Here is a 17,309-nt window from a genome sequence, read left to right as displayed (position 1 = left end):
AGGACGGATATTTCGAAAACGCACGAGTACTTCCCTGTAGCTCCGACGGATACATCCCTGTATCCGACGGTTTCGAAATATCCGTCCTATCACCTGAGCTTCACATCCGCCCCCGAAGAACCTCTGCCACCAGGAAATGAATTAATCAGAGGCTCCTTAGGGAAAGCTATCAGCCCCTGTAGGAGCGGTCCACGGGCACTCCTACCACTGGTGGCCAAGAAAAAAACTACCAGGGAATCTCACTGCCGTCGTAATTGATAAAACGCCCGCTGTTTTCCAGACTGGCATTCAGCAGGACCCGCTTCAGCCCCGCCGCACTCTCTTCTACCGAAATCAACGCGTTGGGGCCACCCATTGCAGTTTTTACCCAACCCGGGTGCAACGCTATCACACTGATCCCCCGATCGCGCAAATCGATGGAGAGACTCTTGACCACCTGATTCACCGCCGTTTTGGAGGAGCGGTAAATATAACCGCCGCCGGAAGTATTGTCGGCGATACTGCCCACCTTACTGCTGAGGACAGCGATCACGCGACGCCCGCTGGCAGCCACCTTGTCGGCAAAGGTCTCCGCCATGACATAGGGCGCTATGGTGTTGGTTTCCAGCACCCTGCGCCACTCATCGAAGTCCACATTTCCGAATCCTACCCCCTTGGGCCCATAGTAGCCGGCATTGTTCAGCAAAATATCGATAGACTCGTCTTGCAGCGTCCGGCCCAGGGCCGCTACCGCCTGGTGATCAGTCACGTCCAGCGGCAGAAGCCGCACGTTGGCATACTGTTCACTGAGTGCACGCAACAGGTCCGCGTTACTCAGGTCGCGGCAGCAGGCGAGTACTCGCCAACCTTCCGATGCGAATTGACGGGAAACTTCCAAGCCTATGCCCCGGTTACTGCCGGTAATCAGGATGGTGCCGGACATGCTTTCTCCTCGAATAATGCTATTCTTGCGCGGTCCGATGATAACAACAGCAACCCAATGTTCTACTCTCTCAGCGATCTCTTTTGGCTCTTCCTGCCCACCCTGGCAGTTGGCTACCTCTGGACAGGGATGGCGGCCAAAGAACAAGTGCGCAGAGTTGCGGCTCGTTACTGTCGCGAGCAAGGCCTGCAATTGCTGGACGACACTGTGGCACTGACGCGCACCCGCTTAAAGCGTGACGAACGCGGACAGCTACGCCTGCATCGCAGTTATGGGTTCGAATTCACATCCACTGGCGAGTACCGCTACGCCGGCACGGTGGTATTGCACGGGCGCCGCATCACACGGATACAGCTTTCCCCCTATCACGTGGCCTGAAGCGCTCCAAAGTGCCGCGGTCACACCACCGAATATGACAAGCGTTTGACTAGACTCAGACGAGACCATAAGGTTGCGTCACTCCGTTTCCGCAACCGATCGAACAGATAAGGCTATTCGGTGAACGACAAAAAAATAATGATTTATGGTGCCTACGGCTACACCGGCGAACTGATCGCGCGCGAAGCTGTGGCAAAGGGTTACCGCCCGGTATTGGCGGGGCGCGACGCGAAAAAACTGCAACCGCTGGCGGACGAACTGGGCCTGCCCGCCGTGGCCATCGGTCTAGATGCATCCGAGACTCTGGAGCACACACTGCGCGATATTCAAGTGGTCATCCACTGCGCCGGTCCCTTTTCCGCCACCGCCGAACCCATGATGCGCGCCTGCCTAAACACCGGCACCCACTATCAGGATATCACCGGTGAAATGGCGGTTTACCGAATGGCCCACGGCATGCATGACCAGGCCGAGTCAGCGGGCGTGGTGCTCTGCCCCGGCACGGGTTTCGATGTAATCCCCACTGACTGCCTTGCGGCGGCACTGCACAAAGCCATTCCTTCCGCCACTCACCTGGCCCTGGGTTTCGACTCGGATTCTGCGCTGAGTCCCGGCACCGCCAAAACCTCTATCGAAAGTCTGGGCGTTGGCGGCGCTGTGCGCCGCAAAGGTGAAATAGAAATCATCGGCCACGGCGAGCTGACCCGGCAGATAAATTTCGGCCGCGGTGAGAAATTCGCCGTCGCCATTCCCTGGGGCGATGTGGCCACCGCATACTACACCACCGGCATCCCCAATATTGAGGTCTACATCCCCATGAGCCCGCGCCGGGCTAAAAAACTGAAACGGCTCAACAAGTTCCGCTGGCTGCTGCGCATGAACTGGATGCAGAAGTGGCTAAAAAAGAAAGTGGACAATTCGGTGCGCGGCCCCGGAGAACAGGCGCGCGCCGAACAGAAAACCTGGGTTTGGGGCGAAGTGCGCAACGATCGCCGCGGCGAGCGCAAAATTGGCCGTGTCGTGACCGCTAACGGCTATGATGTCACTGTACACGGCACCCTGGCAGTAATGGCGTTTTTATTGAACTACGAGGGTCCCGGGGGCTATTTCACCCCGTCAAAACTGTGTGGTAGCGAATTAGTTGAAAAACTACCCGGTTCCGGCGCAATCGAAATAGGCATCGACTAGCCCCTCAGAGTCCGCTATAAGAATTCCCGGGAGTTGACCATATACCGTCCAGGATAAAAAGTGGGAGAAAGCTCCGCTGCATTCATATCAGCGCTAACACCAAATCCCCGACGTTCCGACAATTGGTATACGGGCGCCTTAACACTTCTCTTTTCCGCCCAGTTGCGCAAACCGGCAAGATTTCATGTTTTTGACATAAATTGGTCAAGTCGACGCAACATTGGCTTCGTACCTTGACGACATGCGAAGCTTACCGATGACTCTGAAACATTTCGACGTGTCCCTGGTACTGCATATGGCACAGCGGGCGGCACGGCCCGCATCACGCAAGCGCTATCTGTGGCTATCCAAAAGCGGGGACGGCTGGCTGTACCTACTGTCCCCGCTGATTGTGGCTCTCTCCAGCACCACCGCCGCCGCGATACAATACTTCTTTATGTGCGGCACCGCTTTCGCGGTGGAACGCTCACTCTATTGGACTATCAAGAACACCACCAAGCGGCTCCGCCCACCGCAAGCCATTCCCGGCATGCGTTCGGTGATTGTCGCCCACGACCGTTTCAGCCTGCCTTCAGGGCACACTTCCGGCGCCTTCCTGTTCGTCACCCTGCTCTCCCAGACCCTGAGTCCACTGTGGTTGCTGGGCTACTTCTGGGCCGCAGGCGTCGGCACCTCGCGAGTAGGACTGGGGGTACACTTCCCCACCGATGTCTGCGCAGGCGCAGCCCTGGGCACCAGTGTCGGCCTATTAATCAGTGGAGCCTTTTTGTGAAAATACTCTACGGCGTGCAGGGAACCGGCAATGGGCATATCTCGCGTGCCCGCGCCATGGCCAAAGCGCTCGCTCAACACCCGCAATTGGAAGTGCAGTGGCTCTTTTCCGGCCGCTCTCCCGAAAAACTCTTCAGCATGGAACCCTTCGGTGACTACTGGTGGCGTGAGGGCCTGACCTTTGTGCACCGGGAAGGAAAAATAGATTCCCTCGCCACCATCAGGCAACTCAATTTGGGCAAGTTGCTGCGAGATATCCGCGAACTGCCGGTGAACGACTTCGATATGGTCATCAGCGATTTCGAGCCAGTCACCGCCTGGGCGGCCAAACGCCGCGGCGTCCCCAGCCTTGGCCTGGGGCACCAGTATGCCTTCAACTTTCCGATCCCCGCTCCGCGCTTCAAATGGACAGCGCGCGGCATCATGCGCACCTTCGCGCCAGTGCAGAGCAGTCTCGGTATGCACTGGTACCACTTCGGCCACCCGATACTGCCGCCGATCGCTCAGCCCCACGGCGAAGCCGAAAGCGGCGACCATATCCTCGTCTATCTACCTTTTGAACACCACCAGCCGCTACTGAGCGAGCTAGCCAGGCTACCGCAACAATTTATTGTCTACGGCGCTCCGGTCGACCTGCCGGCGGCGGGCAATATTGAGCTCAAGGCCCCCTCCATCGACGGCTTCCAACGAGACGTGGCAAGTTCAAAAGCTGTCATCTGCAACAGCGGTTTCGAATTGATTGCCGAAACCCTGACCTTGGGCAAACCCATTCTTACGCGTCCCCTTGCCGGCCAATTTGAACAAGAGGCCAACGCCCTGGCACTACGTGAACTGCAACTGGCCCATGTCGTAGACCAGGTAAATGCCACTACGATTGGCAGCTGGCTGGACAGCGACCCCACCGGTGTGCGCATCCAGTGGCCGGATGTCGCTGGAAGCATTGTGCGCTGGCTGGCCGAGGGCCGCCGCCAAACCACGGCTGAATTGGCCAACGGCCTCTGGGGGCAAGTGGTTCCCGACCGCGCGGCACAGGTCGCCGCGGATTAACGAACCCATACACTGCGGCACGGACATCAAAGTCTGCTGAACTGGTTGGCGAGTTCGTCAATAGAGATTTTATTGGGCTCGAAGTCATACCACAGCGGGTTGTGATCGGGGTTCGAACGGATCAATAGCCCACCACATGCCAAGGTGAACGCCTTGCCCTGGCCGACCTCATCAAATAAAAGCGGGCGCACGGTAGACGAAACTTTTATCTTGAGCAAATCTGCCAGCCGCCGGGCGGGAGACAGGATTTCGTTATTGTCACTAAGCGCACCGTGATATTTCCCCACGCCGCCCTCGCATATGGCCAACACCAACCAGTTGCATCCACAGGCCCTAGTCCTGGATAGATTCTGCTTGCCGGAAAAGACTTTGAGCATGCTTTGTATAATATAGTCACACAATAGTTCACTGCGATGACCAACCAAAATGACACTCATAAACTCGCCCATATCTCCCAGCCTCTCGGGTGGACGAAGCTCGGCATAATTTTTGTAAAGCCGGTATAACTTAGTCGCCTCTCGAGCGCCATCAATAGAATTTGGAATCCATGTGATCAGGACATTTTGCGTACTTGAAGGCATGATCTTTCACCTTTTCGCGTTTTATGGAATCTCTGATTCAGTCGCTTTGCAACGGTAAAGGCTCTTTGAAGCCAGATAGGCAGCCCACACCATTTTCTGAGCATCCGGTAACGGCTACAGAACTTATGCGAATAAATCAGAGTTTTCCTGAATTATTTGCGTGAGCGCTGTGGTTGTCTCACGAAAAAACTACCACAGAGCACTCTGTAATCCCGGGAACGAAAATATCAGGAGGTATTTTGACGAAAGTCCGGCCGGCGGCATGAAAATTATCTACGAGCCTTAAACCACTGTCTGACCGGGAAAATCGTTTAGAGGACTATATCCACTGAGAAAATGGTGAATTACCAAAGTGCAAAAGGCAACGGAATTACATTCCAATACGAAACATTTAACGCCAAAAATAGTGAACCGTCTCTTATTCGATAAAAGAATCCTGATGATTTATAAAGCGTATGAACCATCAGCTGAGCCAACGCCTTATAACTTCTGATAGCTATTCAAGCTCCCCCCGGAAGCAGTATATGAATATCGCAGAAGGGACGACGCATTGTGCGCGAATCAAGCCCAGCCGGATGCTGGAGCTGGCTGGGCTTGTTAGTGAGCGGCTGTTTTCAGCGCAGCCGGCGGGAAGAATCAAGCCTGGGATTTCTCCAGTGCCTGGCGTATATCGGCAATAATATCGTCCACGTGCTCGATGCCAATGGACAGCCGCACCAAGTCCTCACTCACTCCGGCACTACGCAATTCCTCGGCATTGAGCTGGCGATGGGTGGTGGTAGCTGGGTGGCAGGCCAGGGACTTGGCATCTCCGATATTGACTAGCCGGTAAATCATCTCCAGGGCGTCGATAAATCGGGCACCAGCTTCTCGCCCGCCCTTAATCCCAAAACTCAGAATACCCGAAGCCCTGCCGCCACAAATCTTTTCGCAGGTGGCTTTGTAGGGGCTGTCGTCAAGGGCAGCGTAGTTGACCCACTCCACCGCCGGATGTTGCTGGAGAAAACGGGCCACGGCTTCCGCGTTCTGACAGTGACGCTCCATGCGCAGCCCCAAAGTTTCCAGCCCTTGCATGATTAGGAACGCATTAAAGGGAGACAGTGCCGAACCAGTATTCCGCAGAGGAACCACCCGGCAACGGCCGATAAAGGCAGCCTCGCCGAGCGCTTCGGTGTAAACAACCCCGTGATAGGAGGGGTCCGGTTCATTCATCATCGGAAACTTATCCGCACTGGCTTTCCAGTCGAACTTGCCCGAATCCACAACGATACCAGCGACGGTGGTACCGTGACCGCCGATGTATTTGGTCAGCGAGTGAATCACGATATCTGCGCCGTGTTCGAAGGGCCGGCACAGGAAAGGAGTGGCAACAGTGTTGTCCACAATCAGCGGAATGCCGTGTTTGTGGGCGATCTCTGCCCAGCGCCGCAGGTCCACCACATTGCCGGCCGGGTTGCCGATGGACTCGCAGAACAGGGCGCGCGTCTGGTCATCGATGGCCTTTTCAAGGGCTTCAAAGTCATCGTGGGGCACCATGCGGCATTCGATGCCCTGATTGGGCAGAGAATGGGCAAACAGATTATAGGTACCGCCATAGAGCTGGCTGGTACTGACAATATTGTTACCGACCCGACAGATGGTCTGAATCGCGTAGGTAATCGCCGCCATGCCCGAAGCCACGGCCAAAGCGCCAATGCCGCCTTCCAGTGCCGCCATACGTTCCTCGAGGACCGCATTGGTCGGGTTCATAATGCGGGTATAAATATTGCCCTGCACCTTGAGATCGAACAGATCAGCGCCGTGCTGGGTATCATCGAAGGTGTAGGAAGTGGTCTGGTAGATCGGTGTGGTCGCGGCCTTGGTGGTGGGATCGCTCTTAAAGCCCGCGTGCAACGCCAGGGTTTCCGGTTTCATGGCAAGAGTCCTTGCATTGAATTGGTCTGTTCGGGATTGGGGCCAAGAGTATGCCACAGGCGCGGCCCGCTAGCAGATTGAGATAGGGATCGCTCCGCAGGACTGCGCAGAGCCCCGCGACAAGCCCGGGGGACACAGTGGGCCCCTACAGGATTCCAGCGGCATTACCGCCTATAGGTCGACTTTGATTTCAGTGCCGCCCCCGGGGCGGGGCACCGCGGAAATTTGGCCCTCGTAACTCTCCACGATATCCACGACCACCGCCAAGCCAATACCCTGCCCCGGTTGCTGTTGGTCGGCGCGCACACCGCGCTGGGTGACCTGCTGCCATTTTTCCTCGTCCATGCCCGGCCCCCGGTCGGCCACTCGGATATGGAGTTTACGCCCATCGTTGCGGCCTTCTATTGCCACGTCCATTTCTCCGCCGCCATATTTGTAGCCGTTGTCGAGCAGGTTGCCAAGCAGCTCCATCAGATCGCCCTCATCGCCATAAAAGCGGGTCTGCTGGTCGCATTTCAGTTGCACATTGCAGGGGGTTTCGCGATAGACCTTTTCCAGTGCATCGAGGATTTTCTGCACCAGCGGTGCCACGGGGACACCGCGCAATATCGACTTTGGCGATCCGGTAACAGCGCGGTTCAGCTGATAGCCGATAATGCTGTCCATGCGCTGCACCTGATCTATCAGGGTCTTGTAGGCTTCGCGCGGATCTCCGGAAAAATTCAGTCCCTTGAGTACCGCCAACGGTGTTTTGAGGCTGTGCGCCAAGTCTGCCAGTGTGTGCCGGGTTTTCTCCCGCTGGCGGCGCTCATTTTCAATCAACAGGTTCAGGTTGTCGGTCAGTGGACGCAATTCGCCAGGAAATTTGCCCTCCAGACGGTCGCTGCCACCCCGTTGCATCTCCTGCAATCCACGGGTTACGGATCGCAGCGGCGCCAGGCCCCAGCGCAAGACCAGCCACTGAATCAGCACCAGCAACAGCGCGCCCAGTCCCAGCCAGCGCCAAAGGGTAGAGCGGAACTGTTCCACCTGCGCGGCCAGCGGCGCGGCATCTTCCATAACGATAAAAGTGAAGCGCTGTTCGTTATCCAGTCCCCAGGCCACCCCCTGGCGGAAGCTGACATAGCGGCCGGCATCCCCGGGCAGTGTCACCTGGCCAAAGGCTTGGCGCCCCTGAGGTAGTGGGTGGGAGGGCAATTGTGGCAATGCGAGGGACGACGCGGAGCGCCAAATAACCCGTCCCCGATCATCGGTAACCGCACCCACCAACCCGGAATCCGGCTGGTTGAAGCGCTGCTCCGGCAACAGGGGAGGAAAGCTCAATGTGCCCGCTTCGGGTTCCGCCACTGCCAGCAGCGTGTACACGTGCAGCTGGAGCTCCCGCTCTTTGGCTTCATCCAGAGAACTCCGATAGGCGTGTTCCAACACGCCCGAAAACACCAGCAGAAAGGCCACCAGCATCAGGCTGGTGACAAGGGATAATCGTCCCTTTAGGGAATCGAACCAAAATGAGAGCACGCGCTGCTATTCCGGGGCGACAAAACGGTAACCGCGGCCGCGCAGGGTTTCGATCGGCTTCAGCTGCGCCGCCACAGAGAATTTCTTGCGCAGACGGCCGATAAATACTTCTATGACATTGCTGTCGCGATCGCAGTCCTGCTCGTAAATGTGCTCGGTCAAAGTGGTTTTGGAAACCACCTCATCCGGATGCAGCATCAGGTATTCCAGGACCTTGTATTCGAATGAGGTCAGATCCAGCTCGGTATCGTTTACCCGCACCCGTTGGGAACTGGTATCCAAGGTGATAGGGCCCGCTTTAATAGTTGGAGAGGAAAAACCAGCGGAACGGCGCACCAGGGCGTTCAGCCGCGCCAATAGCTCCTCGGTATGAAAGGGTTTTACCAGATAGTCGTCACCGCCGGCCTCTAGCCCCGCCACCCGTTCCTGCCAGTGGCCGCGCGCAGTGAGAATTAAGATCGGAAAGTGTTTGTCTTCGGCACGCAGTGTTTCAATGACCTGAATACCGTCTATCTTCGGCAATCCCAGATCCATCACCGCTACGTCGTAGGGGTATTCTCGCCCCAGGTAGAGCGCTTCTTCACCATCCGGCGCTTCGTCCACGGTATAGCCGGCACCGCGCAGGGACTCTGCCAATTGTTGCCGCAGCAGCACCTCATCCTCTACTAACAGTGCACGCATGGTGCCCCCTGAAAATTTACCTGTTTGAAACTCAATATTCTTCAATCAAGAACGGGAAATGCGCCCGCTCCGTTTATCTACGTAAACCACATAGACTTGGCTTTTTTTTGACAGTCCTTTTACCCGGTAGACCTTGCGGCCGTCGCGCTGTACCTCGGATATCGCCAGTATCTTGCCACCGTAACGGCGTTTGACGATGGCCGCTGCCTCGTCCCGGGACACGCCGCCCTTTTTTTGCACCAAGGAAAACTCCGGCCGCAAGCCACCCCGTTCATGCGCGCCGGCCGCCTGCAGCTGCGCGGCTGGAACGCTCATCAGCAGTGCGATGACTAGGGGAAACGACCGGATTGCGGCGCAATTGATTTTCACGGTGCGGCTCCTGTGCACGGTAATATTTTTTCGGTATCGACAGGCCGGTTACCAAGCCGGCGTGACATCGACGCGAACCCTGATTCTATCGCCGGGATGCCGGTCTGTGCGAGTCAGATATTCCCGGCCATTATAGCGGTAGCGCACGTCGTATCCGATCAGTTCCCGCCGGGTGGTGACTTCCTCCACGACTTGGCAGCGCTGTTCCGTCACATAGTGGGTGGGCGCATTGGCGCTGCTGATCTGGTGGCCCACCAGCGCGCCGACCGCCGCACCGGCCACGGTGGAAGCCCCCCGGTCGTGGCGATGGCGGTATCCATGTCCGCGATGGCGGTTTTTGCCCAGCTTGTTGCCGACAGCGGCGCCGATCAGGCCACCGATTACCGCTCCGGCCGGAGAGGCCGGCTGCCGGTAGGCCACCTGCTCGTCCCAACACTGGGTGCGCGGGGTTTGCACCTGGACATCGGTATACACTGGGGTCGCGCTCACCACCCTAGCGTAGTCGTAACCATCGTGGGGGTAATAACCGCTGTCACCAGCACTGGCGCAGGCACTAAAGCCCACCAATCCGGCCACCAGAGCGGCGACGAGGAGCTGCTTGTAGTATTTCACGGTGCTTTCTCCCGTAGATTATCGACGGGGAAAGGTTAAAGCTGGGGGAATGAATCGAAGCTGAATCTCCGCTGCTGACATCAGTCTTCATTACTCAGCCTGCGCCGACGCCACTGTTCGCGCAGCCAGCGCCGCTGCTCGGGGGACAGCTGGCGAAATTTCTTGCGCGCCTTGAGGATGCGCGCGCGCTGCTCTGGCGGCAGCGCCTTGAAACGCCGGTATGCCTCCCGCAGTTTTTTGCGGCGCTCTGGTGGCAAATCCTGCCATTTGCGGTATTGCTCCTGCGCCCGCTGGCGCTGCTCCGGTGTCATCGCCGCCCAGCGGCGGGCACCGTTGAGGAGCTTTTGCTGTTGTGTCTCGGAGAGGTCCGGCCAGCGTTCCTCGAAGCGCTGTAAAATGCGCCGCTCGCCGTCGCTCAGACTCTGCCAATCCGCCGCGCTTACCCCCGCAGCGAACAGGAGAAGCGCCAGGCCGACAGTCTCGGTCAGCGTTACTATCAACCATCTAAGCATCACCTTCCTCCTGTGGTCGGGCCGCCTGCCCCTCTTCCGTTTCACTCGGCGGCACTTCCCGCGACGGCTCCAGGTTATCGGGCTCGAAAACTTCTCCCGAGTCGTCGACCCACTCGTTCAGAAACAGCAAAAAATCTGCGTCCAACGCGGATTGTGCTTTCGGATCCGCTGCGAGGAGCGAAATAGGCAAAAGCAACAGGAAAAGCCCCAGTCGGCGCGGATCAGGAAGAGTGATCATCCAGCGCCTCCTCTGCAAGCCACTGGTAGAAATCCATTTCCTCCATCAATTCGATTTCCATACCATCCTCCAGCAACCATTCACCACCGGCAAAAAGCTCCGTTTCCGGCTCGGGCGCACGAGTCCACAAGAGCGCCACCACCACAGCTGCGGCCACCGCGGCACCGGCAGGCAGCCATACAGGTGCCCACACACGCTGCGCCTCCAGCGCTCGGGCGCGGGCGCAGCGCAGGCTCGCCAGCGTCTCGCCGTCCAGCTCGCGGTCGCGACGCGCCATCACTTCGCGGGCGGCGTCGATCACGCATCGGTTGCTGTCGGATTTCGGGACAGACGGCTTCATCGCAAATCCTCCAGGTGTTTGCGCAATGTGGCAAGCGCGCGGGACAAGTGGGTCTTTACACTGCCGCCGCTACAGGACATGGCGCGGGCGGTTTCCGCCACATCAAACCCCTCTACACAACGCAACAAAAAGGCCTGCTGCTGACGCAGGGGCAATCGGCCCACAGCCGAGTCTATAGCGTCCAGTGTACGCTCACTGATCAGCGCCCGATCCGGAGCGGCGGCCTGTGGGCCCGGCAGATCACCCGGGTCAAGCTCGGCGTCTTCGGCGGAGTCTCCCACCAGTCTTTCCCTCAGCAATTGCCAGCGGGAGATCGTATTGCGGCGGCGGTGCCAGTCGGTAATGCGGTTGTTGAGGATGGTGAAAAAAAGCGGCCTCCACTCTGCCCTATCCCGGTGGCGATAGTTTTTCACCAGGGCCAACATGGCGTCCTGCACAATGTCCAGGGCGTCGTCGGGATTGCCCACTGCCAGCCTCGCCATAGTAAATGCCCGCCGTTCCACCGAGGCCAGAAATTGATTCATGAATGCCGATCGACGCTGTTTCGTGCAGAAAATTCCATTTTGCCGCCAATTACAGCGAGCGGCCGTGATTGAGTTCTCGAGGCTTCCACGCCCTGGGTTCGGTGCAATCTCTGGCCGATGTGTACCAGGGAGTCATGTAATGGAATGGCCGTTGCAAACCGTCCGTGGCGGAAGCGTCTCGGACGGTGCTGCGGGAAATCCTCCGCCTTGCCACAATGCCTACCCCGCGGCTCGAACGCCCCGGAACCAAACCCAGTGACTGGGCGAACAAAACAAAATTACCCGACATTAATCGCTCAATGCCCGGCCACGACGGTCCATACGGCGGTCTATGCGGTCTCCTTTGCGGTCCAGACGGTTGTCGATGCGGTCGCCTTTATTATCCAGGCGCCGGTCGATGCGGTCGCCCTTGCGATCCAGACGCTCCGCCAGTTTGTCGTTGCCATTGGCCTCCGCGCGTTCGGCTTTGCGATCCAGGCGCCTATCGATGCGATCGCCTTTGTTGTCCAGGCGCTGGTCGATGCGGTCACCCTTCCGGTCGAGGCGATTTTCGATACGGTCACCCCGATTGTCTAAACGCTCGGCGGCATCGCTGTCCGCCAACAATGGGGTTGAAAACAGCAGACCGGCGGCAACCACTGTGGGCAAAATCAGTTTTTTCATAGTTTGCTCCCTGTGCTTATTTGTATGGAGATTCAAACGAGCCGGATTCAACGACTTCACTCATCCATAACGCCAACAGGCGAAATCGGTTGACAGAGAGCACTGACCATTTTCAGCCTTCGATAATCTCCGGCCCCGGCACTTCTCTGCCGAGCCAGCGCTGGGTCAGGGTGCCGGCGGTCATGGCGCCGTTGACGTTTAGCGCGGTGCGAGCCATATCGATCAGTGGTTCCACGGATATCAGCAGCGCGGCGATGGTCACCGGCAGCCCCATGGCCGGCAACACCACCAGCGCGGCAAATGTGGCCCCACCTCCGACACCGGCAATACCAAAAGAGCTGATCACCACCACCGCCACCAGGGTGGCGAGCCACACCGGGTCCAGCACATCGACGCCCATGGGCAGCGCCACCATAACCGCCAGCATCGCCGGATAAATACCGGCGCAGCCATTCTGGCCGATGGTGGCACCGAAGGAAGCGGAGAAATTGGCAATAGCGGGAGAATTGCGCAGCGCCTCTACCTGCGTCTCCACATTGAGGGGAATGGTGGCGGCGCTGGAGCGGGAGCTGAAAGCGAACACCAGAACAGGCCACACCTTGGAAAAATAGCGCAGCGGGCTGATGCCGTTAACAAGTAACAGCAGGCCATGCACCAGGAACATCAGCGCAATCGCGGCGAAGGAGGCTACGACGAAATTGAACAAATTGAGAATATCCGCCCAGCTGGACTTGGCAATGAGACCGGCCACCAGGGCCATAACCCCATAGGGCGTAAAAGCCATAATCAGCCGCACCAGTTTCATCACCCACACCTGAGCCACATGGACGAAACGCTCTATCTCGGCCCCCTCCTGCGGAAACTCCCGACGCACCGCCAGCGCCGCCACCCCCAAGAGCACGGCAAAGATCACCACAGCGATCACGGAAGTATCACGCGCGCCGCTCAGATCGAAGAAAATATTTTTGGGGACGAAAGAAGTAAGGATTTCAGGAAGGCTAAGACCCGTGACCCTTCCTATGCGCTCGTTGAGCACCTCAACCCGAGCCGCTTCACGGGCGCCCTCTACCAACCCGGCAGCAGAAAGATCAAACAACAGCGCCATGGCGACGCCGATCAGAGCCGCGATTGCCGTGGTGCCGAGTAGCACTGCCAGCACCGAAACACTGATTTTGCCCAGTGCCTGAGTGTGGCTTACTTTGACCACCGCGGCGAGAATCGAGATGAGCACCAGCGGCATCACCAACAGGTGTAGCAGATTGACATAGCTGTCGCCCACCATGCTTATCCACGGCAATAATTCCGCGGGCACCACACCCCAGCCGCGCGCCACTTGCAACAGACCGCCGAACAGGACTCCCAGTGTCAACCCGGCGAATACCGCCGGCGCCAGAGACGCCCGACTCCTATGCCAGCGGTACAAGGGCCAGAACAGTATGAAAAAGATGAGTAAGAAAAGCAGCGAGCTCAATTGCATGTTGTGAGGGTTCCGTCCGGTCACTGTGAAAAAGTCGCGGCATGCTAACAGCGACGGGCGACGACCCTATAGTTGCATTTGTTATAGCGCTATAAGCGGCTTCGCTCCACCGCCGCCTTCAACTGCTCAAGGGTTTGCGGCCCGACCAGTGTCTCCCGCCACTGGCCATCCGGGTCGATCACAAAAGTACTCGGCAATATGTCCGGGCGGGGCTGTCCCCAGCGGTAAGGCGGTTCCTCCACCAAAACCGGAAAGACGATGCCCAGCTTTTCCATCTGCGTCCGCGTTTGCTCGGCAGGTAAGGCGTCATAATTGATGCCCACGACCAACACTGTCTCCGCGCTTTGGGCTAGTGTATTCAGTGCGGGAATCTCTTCCCGACAGGGCGCACACCACTCGGCCCAGTAATTGACCAGCAACACCCGGCCGGCCGGTTCGAGCCCCTCGCCGTCAACAGAGAGCATCCGCTCGCCGGAATCACAGCCGCTTATTGCCGCGGCCAAGCACAGTAAGGCTGCCCACAGAATCGTCTTCTGATTTCCCGTTTGTGGATCCACGCTTACCCCCTCCGCGTCTACTCTTGCTCTTTTTTTCCCCGTGTGCCTCGTCGGCACCTGCAGCAAGCTCGCCTTCCAACGCACTGCGGAATAACTCACCCAACCCCAGCGACAGCTGTTCACCAGCATACTGCCGCGATTCCGCAAAGCGCTGTTCCACTGCACTGTACCAGGGCAACCTTTGCAGGTCACAGTGGCTTCGCGCCGCCATGGGTGCGGGGCTGAGCCATTCAACCAGATCCATCAGCGACAGGGAATCCAGATCTCGCGCCAGCACATAATCATTGCGCTCCGTCTGGGTGATCAGCTTGTGGTCCTGTAACACTTGGCGGATATGCCGCCACTGGGCAGGTTTGATCCCCGCGCGGGAGATATCCTCTTCTCCCAGCGGCAAACCGCGCCGGTATTTTTTGAACAACGCCCACAACAACACCAGCGTCGCTTCCACATCCGAATAGCTTCTACCGTGGGTGGCCGCATGATAGGCGGTGAGCGTGCGCACCAGCACGCAGCCGGCCAGTACGATGATCCACATCAGGTAGATCCAGATCAGGAACAGGGGAACAAAGGCGAAGGCACCATAAATCACTTGCACAGAACTGCGCGCTACCAACAGCCCGAAAAGATATTTGGCCACTTCAAACGCAAAAGCGGTAATCACGCCGCCGACCAAACCGTGACGCAGTGGTACCCGACAATTGGGTACCGCGATAAACAGCAGGGTGAAGGCGATGGCGGTAAATATCCACGGCAATACCCGCAGCACAATCGGCAACAGGCCAAGGGTATCCCCCTCCGGCAGAAACAGTTTTTGAGAAAAGAGATAAGTGGTGGCCGCCATACCGGCACCGAGCAAAATCGGCCCCAGGCTTAAAATGGCCCAGTAGAGCAGAAAACTGGAAATTCCGCTGCGCCCTCGCGGAATATCCCAGATCGCGTTGAACGTCTCTTCGATATTGCGCAACATCAACCCCGCGGTCACCAACAGTATCGCAATGCCGACACCGGTAAGGCGCTGAGCCTGGGAGGAAAAACTACTGATATACTCCTGTACCTCGCGCCCGCTCTCCGGTACGAAGTGGGAAAAAATCTGCTCCTGCAACTTGCTTTCCAGACCGGCAAAATCCGGAAACAAAGACAGCATGGAATAGCTGACCGTTACCAGCGGCACTATGGCGAACAGCGTCATATAAGTAAGTGCCGCGGCGCTCTGGCGGCAATTTTTCTCGTTGAACAGAGCCCACAGGGAAGTGAAAAAGCGGCGCCAGCGGCGCACCAGTTCTGTCATGACTGTTTCCGTTTTTGTTGTTCGTTCTGCCGACTTGGGGAAACCTGTTTTATGCCCCCGGGCGCCCCCCCGGCAACCGGGGTTGAAAGTGCAAGTGCTGCACAGGGCCTCTCAAGACCGGCGGACACAAGGAGGTATCCGGCGGCGCTAGGGCGGCACCCGCGCATTTTCGCAATGGCCATCCCACTACCTGAGCGCCCCGGAACCAACGAAGCGCCCGCGAAAAACAATCAGAGATACCCCAAGCGAAATAAACGCGCTATTCAGTTAGAATACGCCAAACCTTAACAGGATACCGCCATAATGTGGACGATTTACCACAACCCTCGTTGTTCAAAATCCCGTCAAACCCTGCAGTTATTGCAGGACAATGGTATTGAACCGGAAGTGGTTCTTTACCTGGAAACACCGCCGAGCAAGGAAGCCTTGACCAATTTGCTGAGCATGCTCGGAATAAGTGCGCGCGACCTGCTGCGCACCGGCGAGGACGCCTATAAAGCACTGCAGCTAAAGGACACCAGTCTGTCCGATGAGCAGTTACTCGACGCCATGGTGGCGCATCCCAAACTGATCCAGCGCCCCATTGTCGTGAAAGGCGACCGGGCTGTACTCGGCCGGCCGCCGGAAAACGTACTGGAGCTGCTTTGATGGCCGGCGAAGCCTATGTGCTGATTCTCTATTACAGCCGTACTGGCGCCACCGCGAAAATGGCCGCGGAGCTGGCCCGGGGCGTCGAATCCAGCGGCCTGGCCGCGCGCCTGCGCACCGTGCCCACCGTGTCCCCGGATACTGACGCCAGCCTGCCGCCGGTACCCAGCGAAGGCGCCCCTTACTGTACCGGCGATGACCTGCGCCACTGCGCCGGCCTGCTACTCGGCAGTCCCACGCGTTTTGGCAATATGGCGGCGCCTCTGCGTCACTTTCTCGACCAAACCAGTGATATCTGGCTCGAGGGCAGCCTGTCCGGCAAACCCGCCGCTGTCTTCACCGCCACCGGTAGCCTCCACGGGGGCCAGGAGAGTACCCTGCTCTCCATGATGCTGCCGCTCCTGCATCACGGAATGGTCATCTCCGGCATTCCCTACTCAGAGGCGGCACTGACTCACACCAGAAGCGGCGGTACCCCTTATGGTGCCTCCCACTGGTCCGGCGGCAGCGACAGCGGCGAGTTGAGTGAAGACGAAACCGCCCTCTGCCGTGCCCTGGGGGCCCGTATCGGCCATCTGGCCCGCAGCCTTGCCGGCAACCCGGAGGAAACTGCTTGACTGACTCGGCAAATAACAAGATTGCGCGCAAGCTGCGTATCGCCCACTACTTGAACTGGGCCTGTTACAGCGGCCTGATGTTACTGTTCGCGGTCCGGAACCTGTTCCTGCCCGGCGGCTCGCTGAAGTGGTGGGTAGTACAGACCATTCCACTGCTACTGGTGCTGCCGGGGCTGCTCAGGAGCCACTACCGCAGCTATCTGTGGTTGTGTTTTATTCTGCTGCTATACATCACCGCCAGCATTGTCGATGTAATGATGCCCGGGCGCGGCTGGCAGCATGGCCTATTGCTGCTGTTAAGCCTTACCCTATTCTTCTCCGCAATGATGACCAGCCGCTGGCAGCGCATGCAGTAAAGGAACCCTCCGCTGAACCATGATGCCGCAGCGGAGCGGAGCCGCCGACAGCCCGGTTGCGCACGGCGGGAATCCCCGCCTGCTGGCGGCCGAACAGTTAACTGCCCC

General features: G+C 58.1%; 22 protein-coding genes. 7 read left to right on the top strand and 15 right to left on the bottom strand.

What is annotated here, in order from left to right; translation table 11 throughout:
- Window positions 1-226 precede the first annotated feature (226 nt).
- Window positions 227-922, bottom strand: coding sequence for an SDR family oxidoreductase (locus A3224_RS05890; RefSeq protein ID WP_067152502.1), 696 nt, complete (start codon window positions 920-922; stop codon window positions 227-229).
- A 57-nt stretch (window positions 923-979) separates the two neighbouring features.
- Here A3224_RS05890 and A3224_RS05885 point away from each other — a divergent pair, with 57 nt between their 5' ends.
- From A3224_RS05885 to A3224_RS05870, 4 genes are all read left to right on the top strand, one after another.
- Window positions 980-1,300 carry a DUF3301 domain-containing protein gene (locus A3224_RS05885; RefSeq protein ID WP_067152500.1) on the top strand — a complete coding sequence of 107 codons (321 nt, stop codon included), beginning with the start codon at window positions 980-982 and terminating at the stop codon, window positions 1,298-1,300.
- Window positions 1,301-1,420: 120 nt separating this feature from the next.
- Complete coding sequence (locus A3224_RS05880) at window positions 1,421-2,488, top strand: saccharopine dehydrogenase family protein (protein WP_197463072.1); 1,068 nt, start codon at window positions 1,421-1,423, stop codon at window positions 2,486-2,488.
- Between the two features lie 256 nt (window positions 2,489-2,744).
- Window positions 2,745-3,260 (top strand): phosphatase PAP2 family protein, encoded by a 516-nt coding sequence (locus tag A3224_RS05875; RefSeq protein WP_231902474.1) that lies wholly within the window; start codon window positions 2,745-2,747, stop codon window positions 3,258-3,260.
- Window positions 3,257-4,306, top strand: a complete 1,050-nt coding sequence (locus A3224_RS05870) for an MJ1255/VC2487 family glycosyltransferase (RefSeq protein WP_067152496.1) — start codon at window positions 3,257-3,259, stop codon at window positions 4,304-4,306. The genes A3224_RS05875 and A3224_RS05870 overlap by 4 nt, the downstream gene beginning before the upstream one ends.
- 26 nt (window positions 4,307-4,332) lie before the next feature.
- Here the strand turns inward: A3224_RS05870 and A3224_RS05865 are convergent, their stop codons facing one another.
- The 14 genes from A3224_RS05865 to A3224_RS05800 all read right to left on the bottom strand — a co-directional run bounded on the left by A3224_RS05865 (window position 4,333) and on the right by A3224_RS05800 (window position 15,580).
- A complete protein-coding gene (locus A3224_RS05865) occupies window positions 4,333-4,887 on the bottom strand; it encodes a hypothetical protein (RefSeq protein WP_067152493.1) in 555 nt (184 codons plus the stop codon).
- A 636-nt stretch (window positions 4,888-5,523) separates the two neighbouring features.
- A complete protein-coding gene (locus A3224_RS05860) occupies window positions 5,524-6,801 on the bottom strand; it encodes an O-acetylhomoserine aminocarboxypropyltransferase/cysteine synthase family protein (protein ID WP_067152492.1) in 1,278 nt (425 codons plus the stop codon).
- Between the two features lie 171 nt (window positions 6,802-6,972).
- Entirely contained in the window at window positions 6,973-8,319 is a 1,347-nt protein-coding gene (locus A3224_RS05855; protein ID WP_067152490.1) for an ATP-binding protein, read from the bottom strand.
- 6 nt (window positions 8,320-8,325) lie between these two features.
- Complete coding sequence (locus tag A3224_RS05850; protein WP_067157545.1) at window positions 8,326-9,000, bottom strand: response regulator transcription factor; 675 nt, start codon at window positions 8,998-9,000, stop codon at window positions 8,326-8,328.
- A gap of 45 nt (window positions 9,001-9,045) precedes the next feature.
- Complete coding sequence (locus A3224_RS05845; RefSeq protein ID WP_067152488.1) at window positions 9,046-9,369, bottom strand: PepSY domain-containing protein; 324 nt, start codon at window positions 9,367-9,369, stop codon at window positions 9,046-9,048.
- A gap of 48 nt (window positions 9,370-9,417) precedes the next feature.
- A complete protein-coding gene (locus A3224_RS05840) occupies window positions 9,418-9,981 on the bottom strand; it encodes a glycine zipper 2TM domain-containing protein (RefSeq protein ID WP_067152486.1) in 564 nt (187 codons plus the stop codon).
- 80 nt (window positions 9,982-10,061) lie between these two features.
- Window positions 10,062-10,493 carry a DUF3106 domain-containing protein gene (locus A3224_RS05835; RefSeq protein WP_067152484.1) on the bottom strand — a complete coding sequence of 144 codons (432 nt, stop codon included), beginning with the start codon at window positions 10,491-10,493 and terminating at the stop codon, window positions 10,062-10,064.
- Window positions 10,486-10,731: a hypothetical protein gene (locus A3224_RS05830; RefSeq protein ID WP_067152482.1), complete on the bottom strand. Its 246-nt coding sequence runs from the start codon at window positions 10,729-10,731 to the stop codon at window positions 10,486-10,488. Before A3224_RS05830 ends, A3224_RS05835 begins: the two co-directional genes overlap by 8 nt.
- Window positions 10,715-11,071, bottom strand: a complete 357-nt coding sequence (locus A3224_RS05825; RefSeq protein WP_156481431.1) for a hypothetical protein — start codon at window positions 11,069-11,071, stop codon at window positions 10,715-10,717. The genes A3224_RS05830 and A3224_RS05825 overlap by 17 nt, the downstream gene beginning before the upstream one ends.
- Window positions 11,068-11,595 carry an RNA polymerase sigma factor gene (locus A3224_RS05820; protein WP_067152478.1) on the bottom strand — a complete coding sequence of 176 codons (528 nt, stop codon included), beginning with the start codon at window positions 11,593-11,595 and terminating at the stop codon, window positions 11,068-11,070. The genes A3224_RS05825 and A3224_RS05820 overlap by 4 nt, the downstream gene beginning before the upstream one ends.
- Window positions 11,596-11,883: 288 nt before the next feature.
- The gene (locus A3224_RS05815; protein ID WP_067152476.1) at window positions 11,884-12,258 is read right to left on the bottom strand and encodes a hypothetical protein; all 375 of its coding nucleotides are present in this window, start codon (window positions 12,256-12,258) and stop codon (window positions 11,884-11,886) included.
- Window positions 12,259-12,370: 112 nt separating this feature from the next.
- A complete protein-coding gene (locus A3224_RS05810; protein WP_067152474.1) occupies window positions 12,371-13,735 on the bottom strand; it encodes an L-cystine transporter in 1,365 nt (454 codons plus the stop codon).
- Between the two features lie 89 nt (window positions 13,736-13,824).
- Entirely contained in the window at window positions 13,825-14,199 is a 375-nt protein-coding gene (locus A3224_RS05805) for a TlpA family protein disulfide reductase (RefSeq protein WP_083421047.1), read from the bottom strand.
- 13 nt (window positions 14,200-14,212) lie between these two features.
- Entirely contained in the window at window positions 14,213-15,580 is a 1,368-nt protein-coding gene (locus A3224_RS05800; protein ID WP_067152472.1) for a YihY family inner membrane protein, read from the bottom strand.
- A gap of 303 nt (window positions 15,581-15,883) precedes the next feature.
- Between A3224_RS05800 and arsC the strand changes: the two genes are divergently transcribed.
- From arsC to A3224_RS05785, 3 genes are read left to right on the top strand one after another with little or no spacing between them, the layout of a single operon-like run.
- Window positions 15,884-16,228 carry an arsenate reductase (glutaredoxin) gene (arsC, locus tag A3224_RS05795; protein ID WP_067152470.1) on the top strand — a complete coding sequence of 115 codons (345 nt, stop codon included), beginning with the start codon at window positions 15,884-15,886 and terminating at the stop codon, window positions 16,226-16,228.
- Window positions 16,228-16,845, top strand: a complete 618-nt coding sequence (wrbA, locus tag A3224_RS05790; protein WP_067152468.1) for an NAD(P)H:quinone oxidoreductase — start codon at window positions 16,228-16,230, stop codon at window positions 16,843-16,845. The genes arsC and wrbA overlap by 1 nt, the downstream gene beginning before the upstream one ends.
- Window positions 16,842-17,201 carry a DUF2069 domain-containing protein gene (locus A3224_RS05785; protein ID WP_067152466.1) on the top strand — a complete coding sequence of 120 codons (360 nt, stop codon included), beginning with the start codon at window positions 16,842-16,844 and terminating at the stop codon, window positions 17,199-17,201. Before wrbA ends, A3224_RS05785 begins: the two co-directional genes overlap by 4 nt.
- Window positions 17,202-17,309: the final 108 nt, after the last annotated feature.

This window comes from Microbulbifer thermotolerans (assembly GCF_001617625.1).
GTDB classification, from domain to species: Bacteria; Pseudomonadota; Gammaproteobacteria; order Pseudomonadales; family Cellvibrionaceae; genus Microbulbifer; species Microbulbifer thermotolerans.
The sequence above is the reverse complement of the archived record's forward strand: the minus strand, read 5'-3'. Positions and strand labels throughout refer to the sequence as shown.

Coding starts and splice junctions, on each gene's coding strand:
- wrbA (WP_067152468.1), top strand. CDS start 16,228: ATGGCCGGCGAAGCCTATGTGCTGATTCTCTATTACAGCCGTACTGGC.
- A3224_RS05800 (WP_067152472.1), bottom strand. CDS start 15,580: ATGACAGAACTGGTGCGCCGCTGGCGCCGCTTTTTCACTTCCCTGTGG.
- A3224_RS05865 (WP_067152493.1), bottom strand. CDS start 4,887: ATGCCTTCAAGTACGCAAAATGTCCTGATCACATGGATTCCAAATTCT.
- A3224_RS05825 (WP_156481431.1), bottom strand. CDS start 11,071: ATGAAGCCGTCTGTCCCGAAATCCGACAGCAACCGATGCGTGATCGAC.
- A3224_RS05810 (WP_067152474.1), bottom strand. CDS start 13,735: ATGCAATTGAGCTCGCTGCTTTTCTTACTCATCTTTTTCATACTGTTC.
- A3224_RS05885 (WP_067152500.1), top strand. CDS start 980: ATGTTCTACTCTCTCAGCGATCTCTTTTGGCTCTTCCTGCCCACCCTG.
- A3224_RS05805 (WP_083421047.1), bottom strand. CDS start 14,199: ATGCTCTCTGTTGACGGCGAGGGGCTCGAACCGGCCGGCCGGGTGTTG.
- A3224_RS05820 (WP_067152478.1), bottom strand. CDS start 11,595: ATGAATCAATTTCTGGCCTCGGTGGAACGGCGGGCATTTACTATGGCG.
- A3224_RS05815 (WP_067152476.1), bottom strand. CDS start 12,258: ATGAAAAAACTGATTTTGCCCACAGTGGTTGCCGCCGGTCTGCTGTTT.
- A3224_RS05890 (WP_067152502.1), bottom strand. CDS start 922: ATGTCCGGCACCATCCTGATTACCGGCAGTAACCGGGGCATAGGCTTG.
- A3224_RS05835 (WP_067152484.1), bottom strand. CDS start 10,493: ATGCTTAGATGGTTGATAGTAACGCTGACCGAGACTGTCGGCCTGGCG.
- A3224_RS05860 (WP_067152492.1), bottom strand. CDS start 6,801: ATGAAACCGGAAACCCTGGCGTTGCACGCGGGCTTTAAGAGCGATCCC.
- A3224_RS05830 (WP_067152482.1), bottom strand. CDS start 10,731: ATGATCACTCTTCCTGATCCGCGCCGACTGGGGCTTTTCCTGTTGCTT.
- arsC (WP_067152470.1), top strand. CDS start 15,884: ATGTGGACGATTTACCACAACCCTCGTTGTTCAAAATCCCGTCAAACC.
- A3224_RS05850 (WP_067157545.1), bottom strand. CDS start 9,000: ATGCGTGCACTGTTAGTAGAGGATGAGGTGCTGCTGCGGCAACAATTG.
- A3224_RS05875 (WP_231902474.1), top strand. CDS start 2,745: ATGACTCTGAAACATTTCGACGTGTCCCTGGTACTGCATATGGCACAG.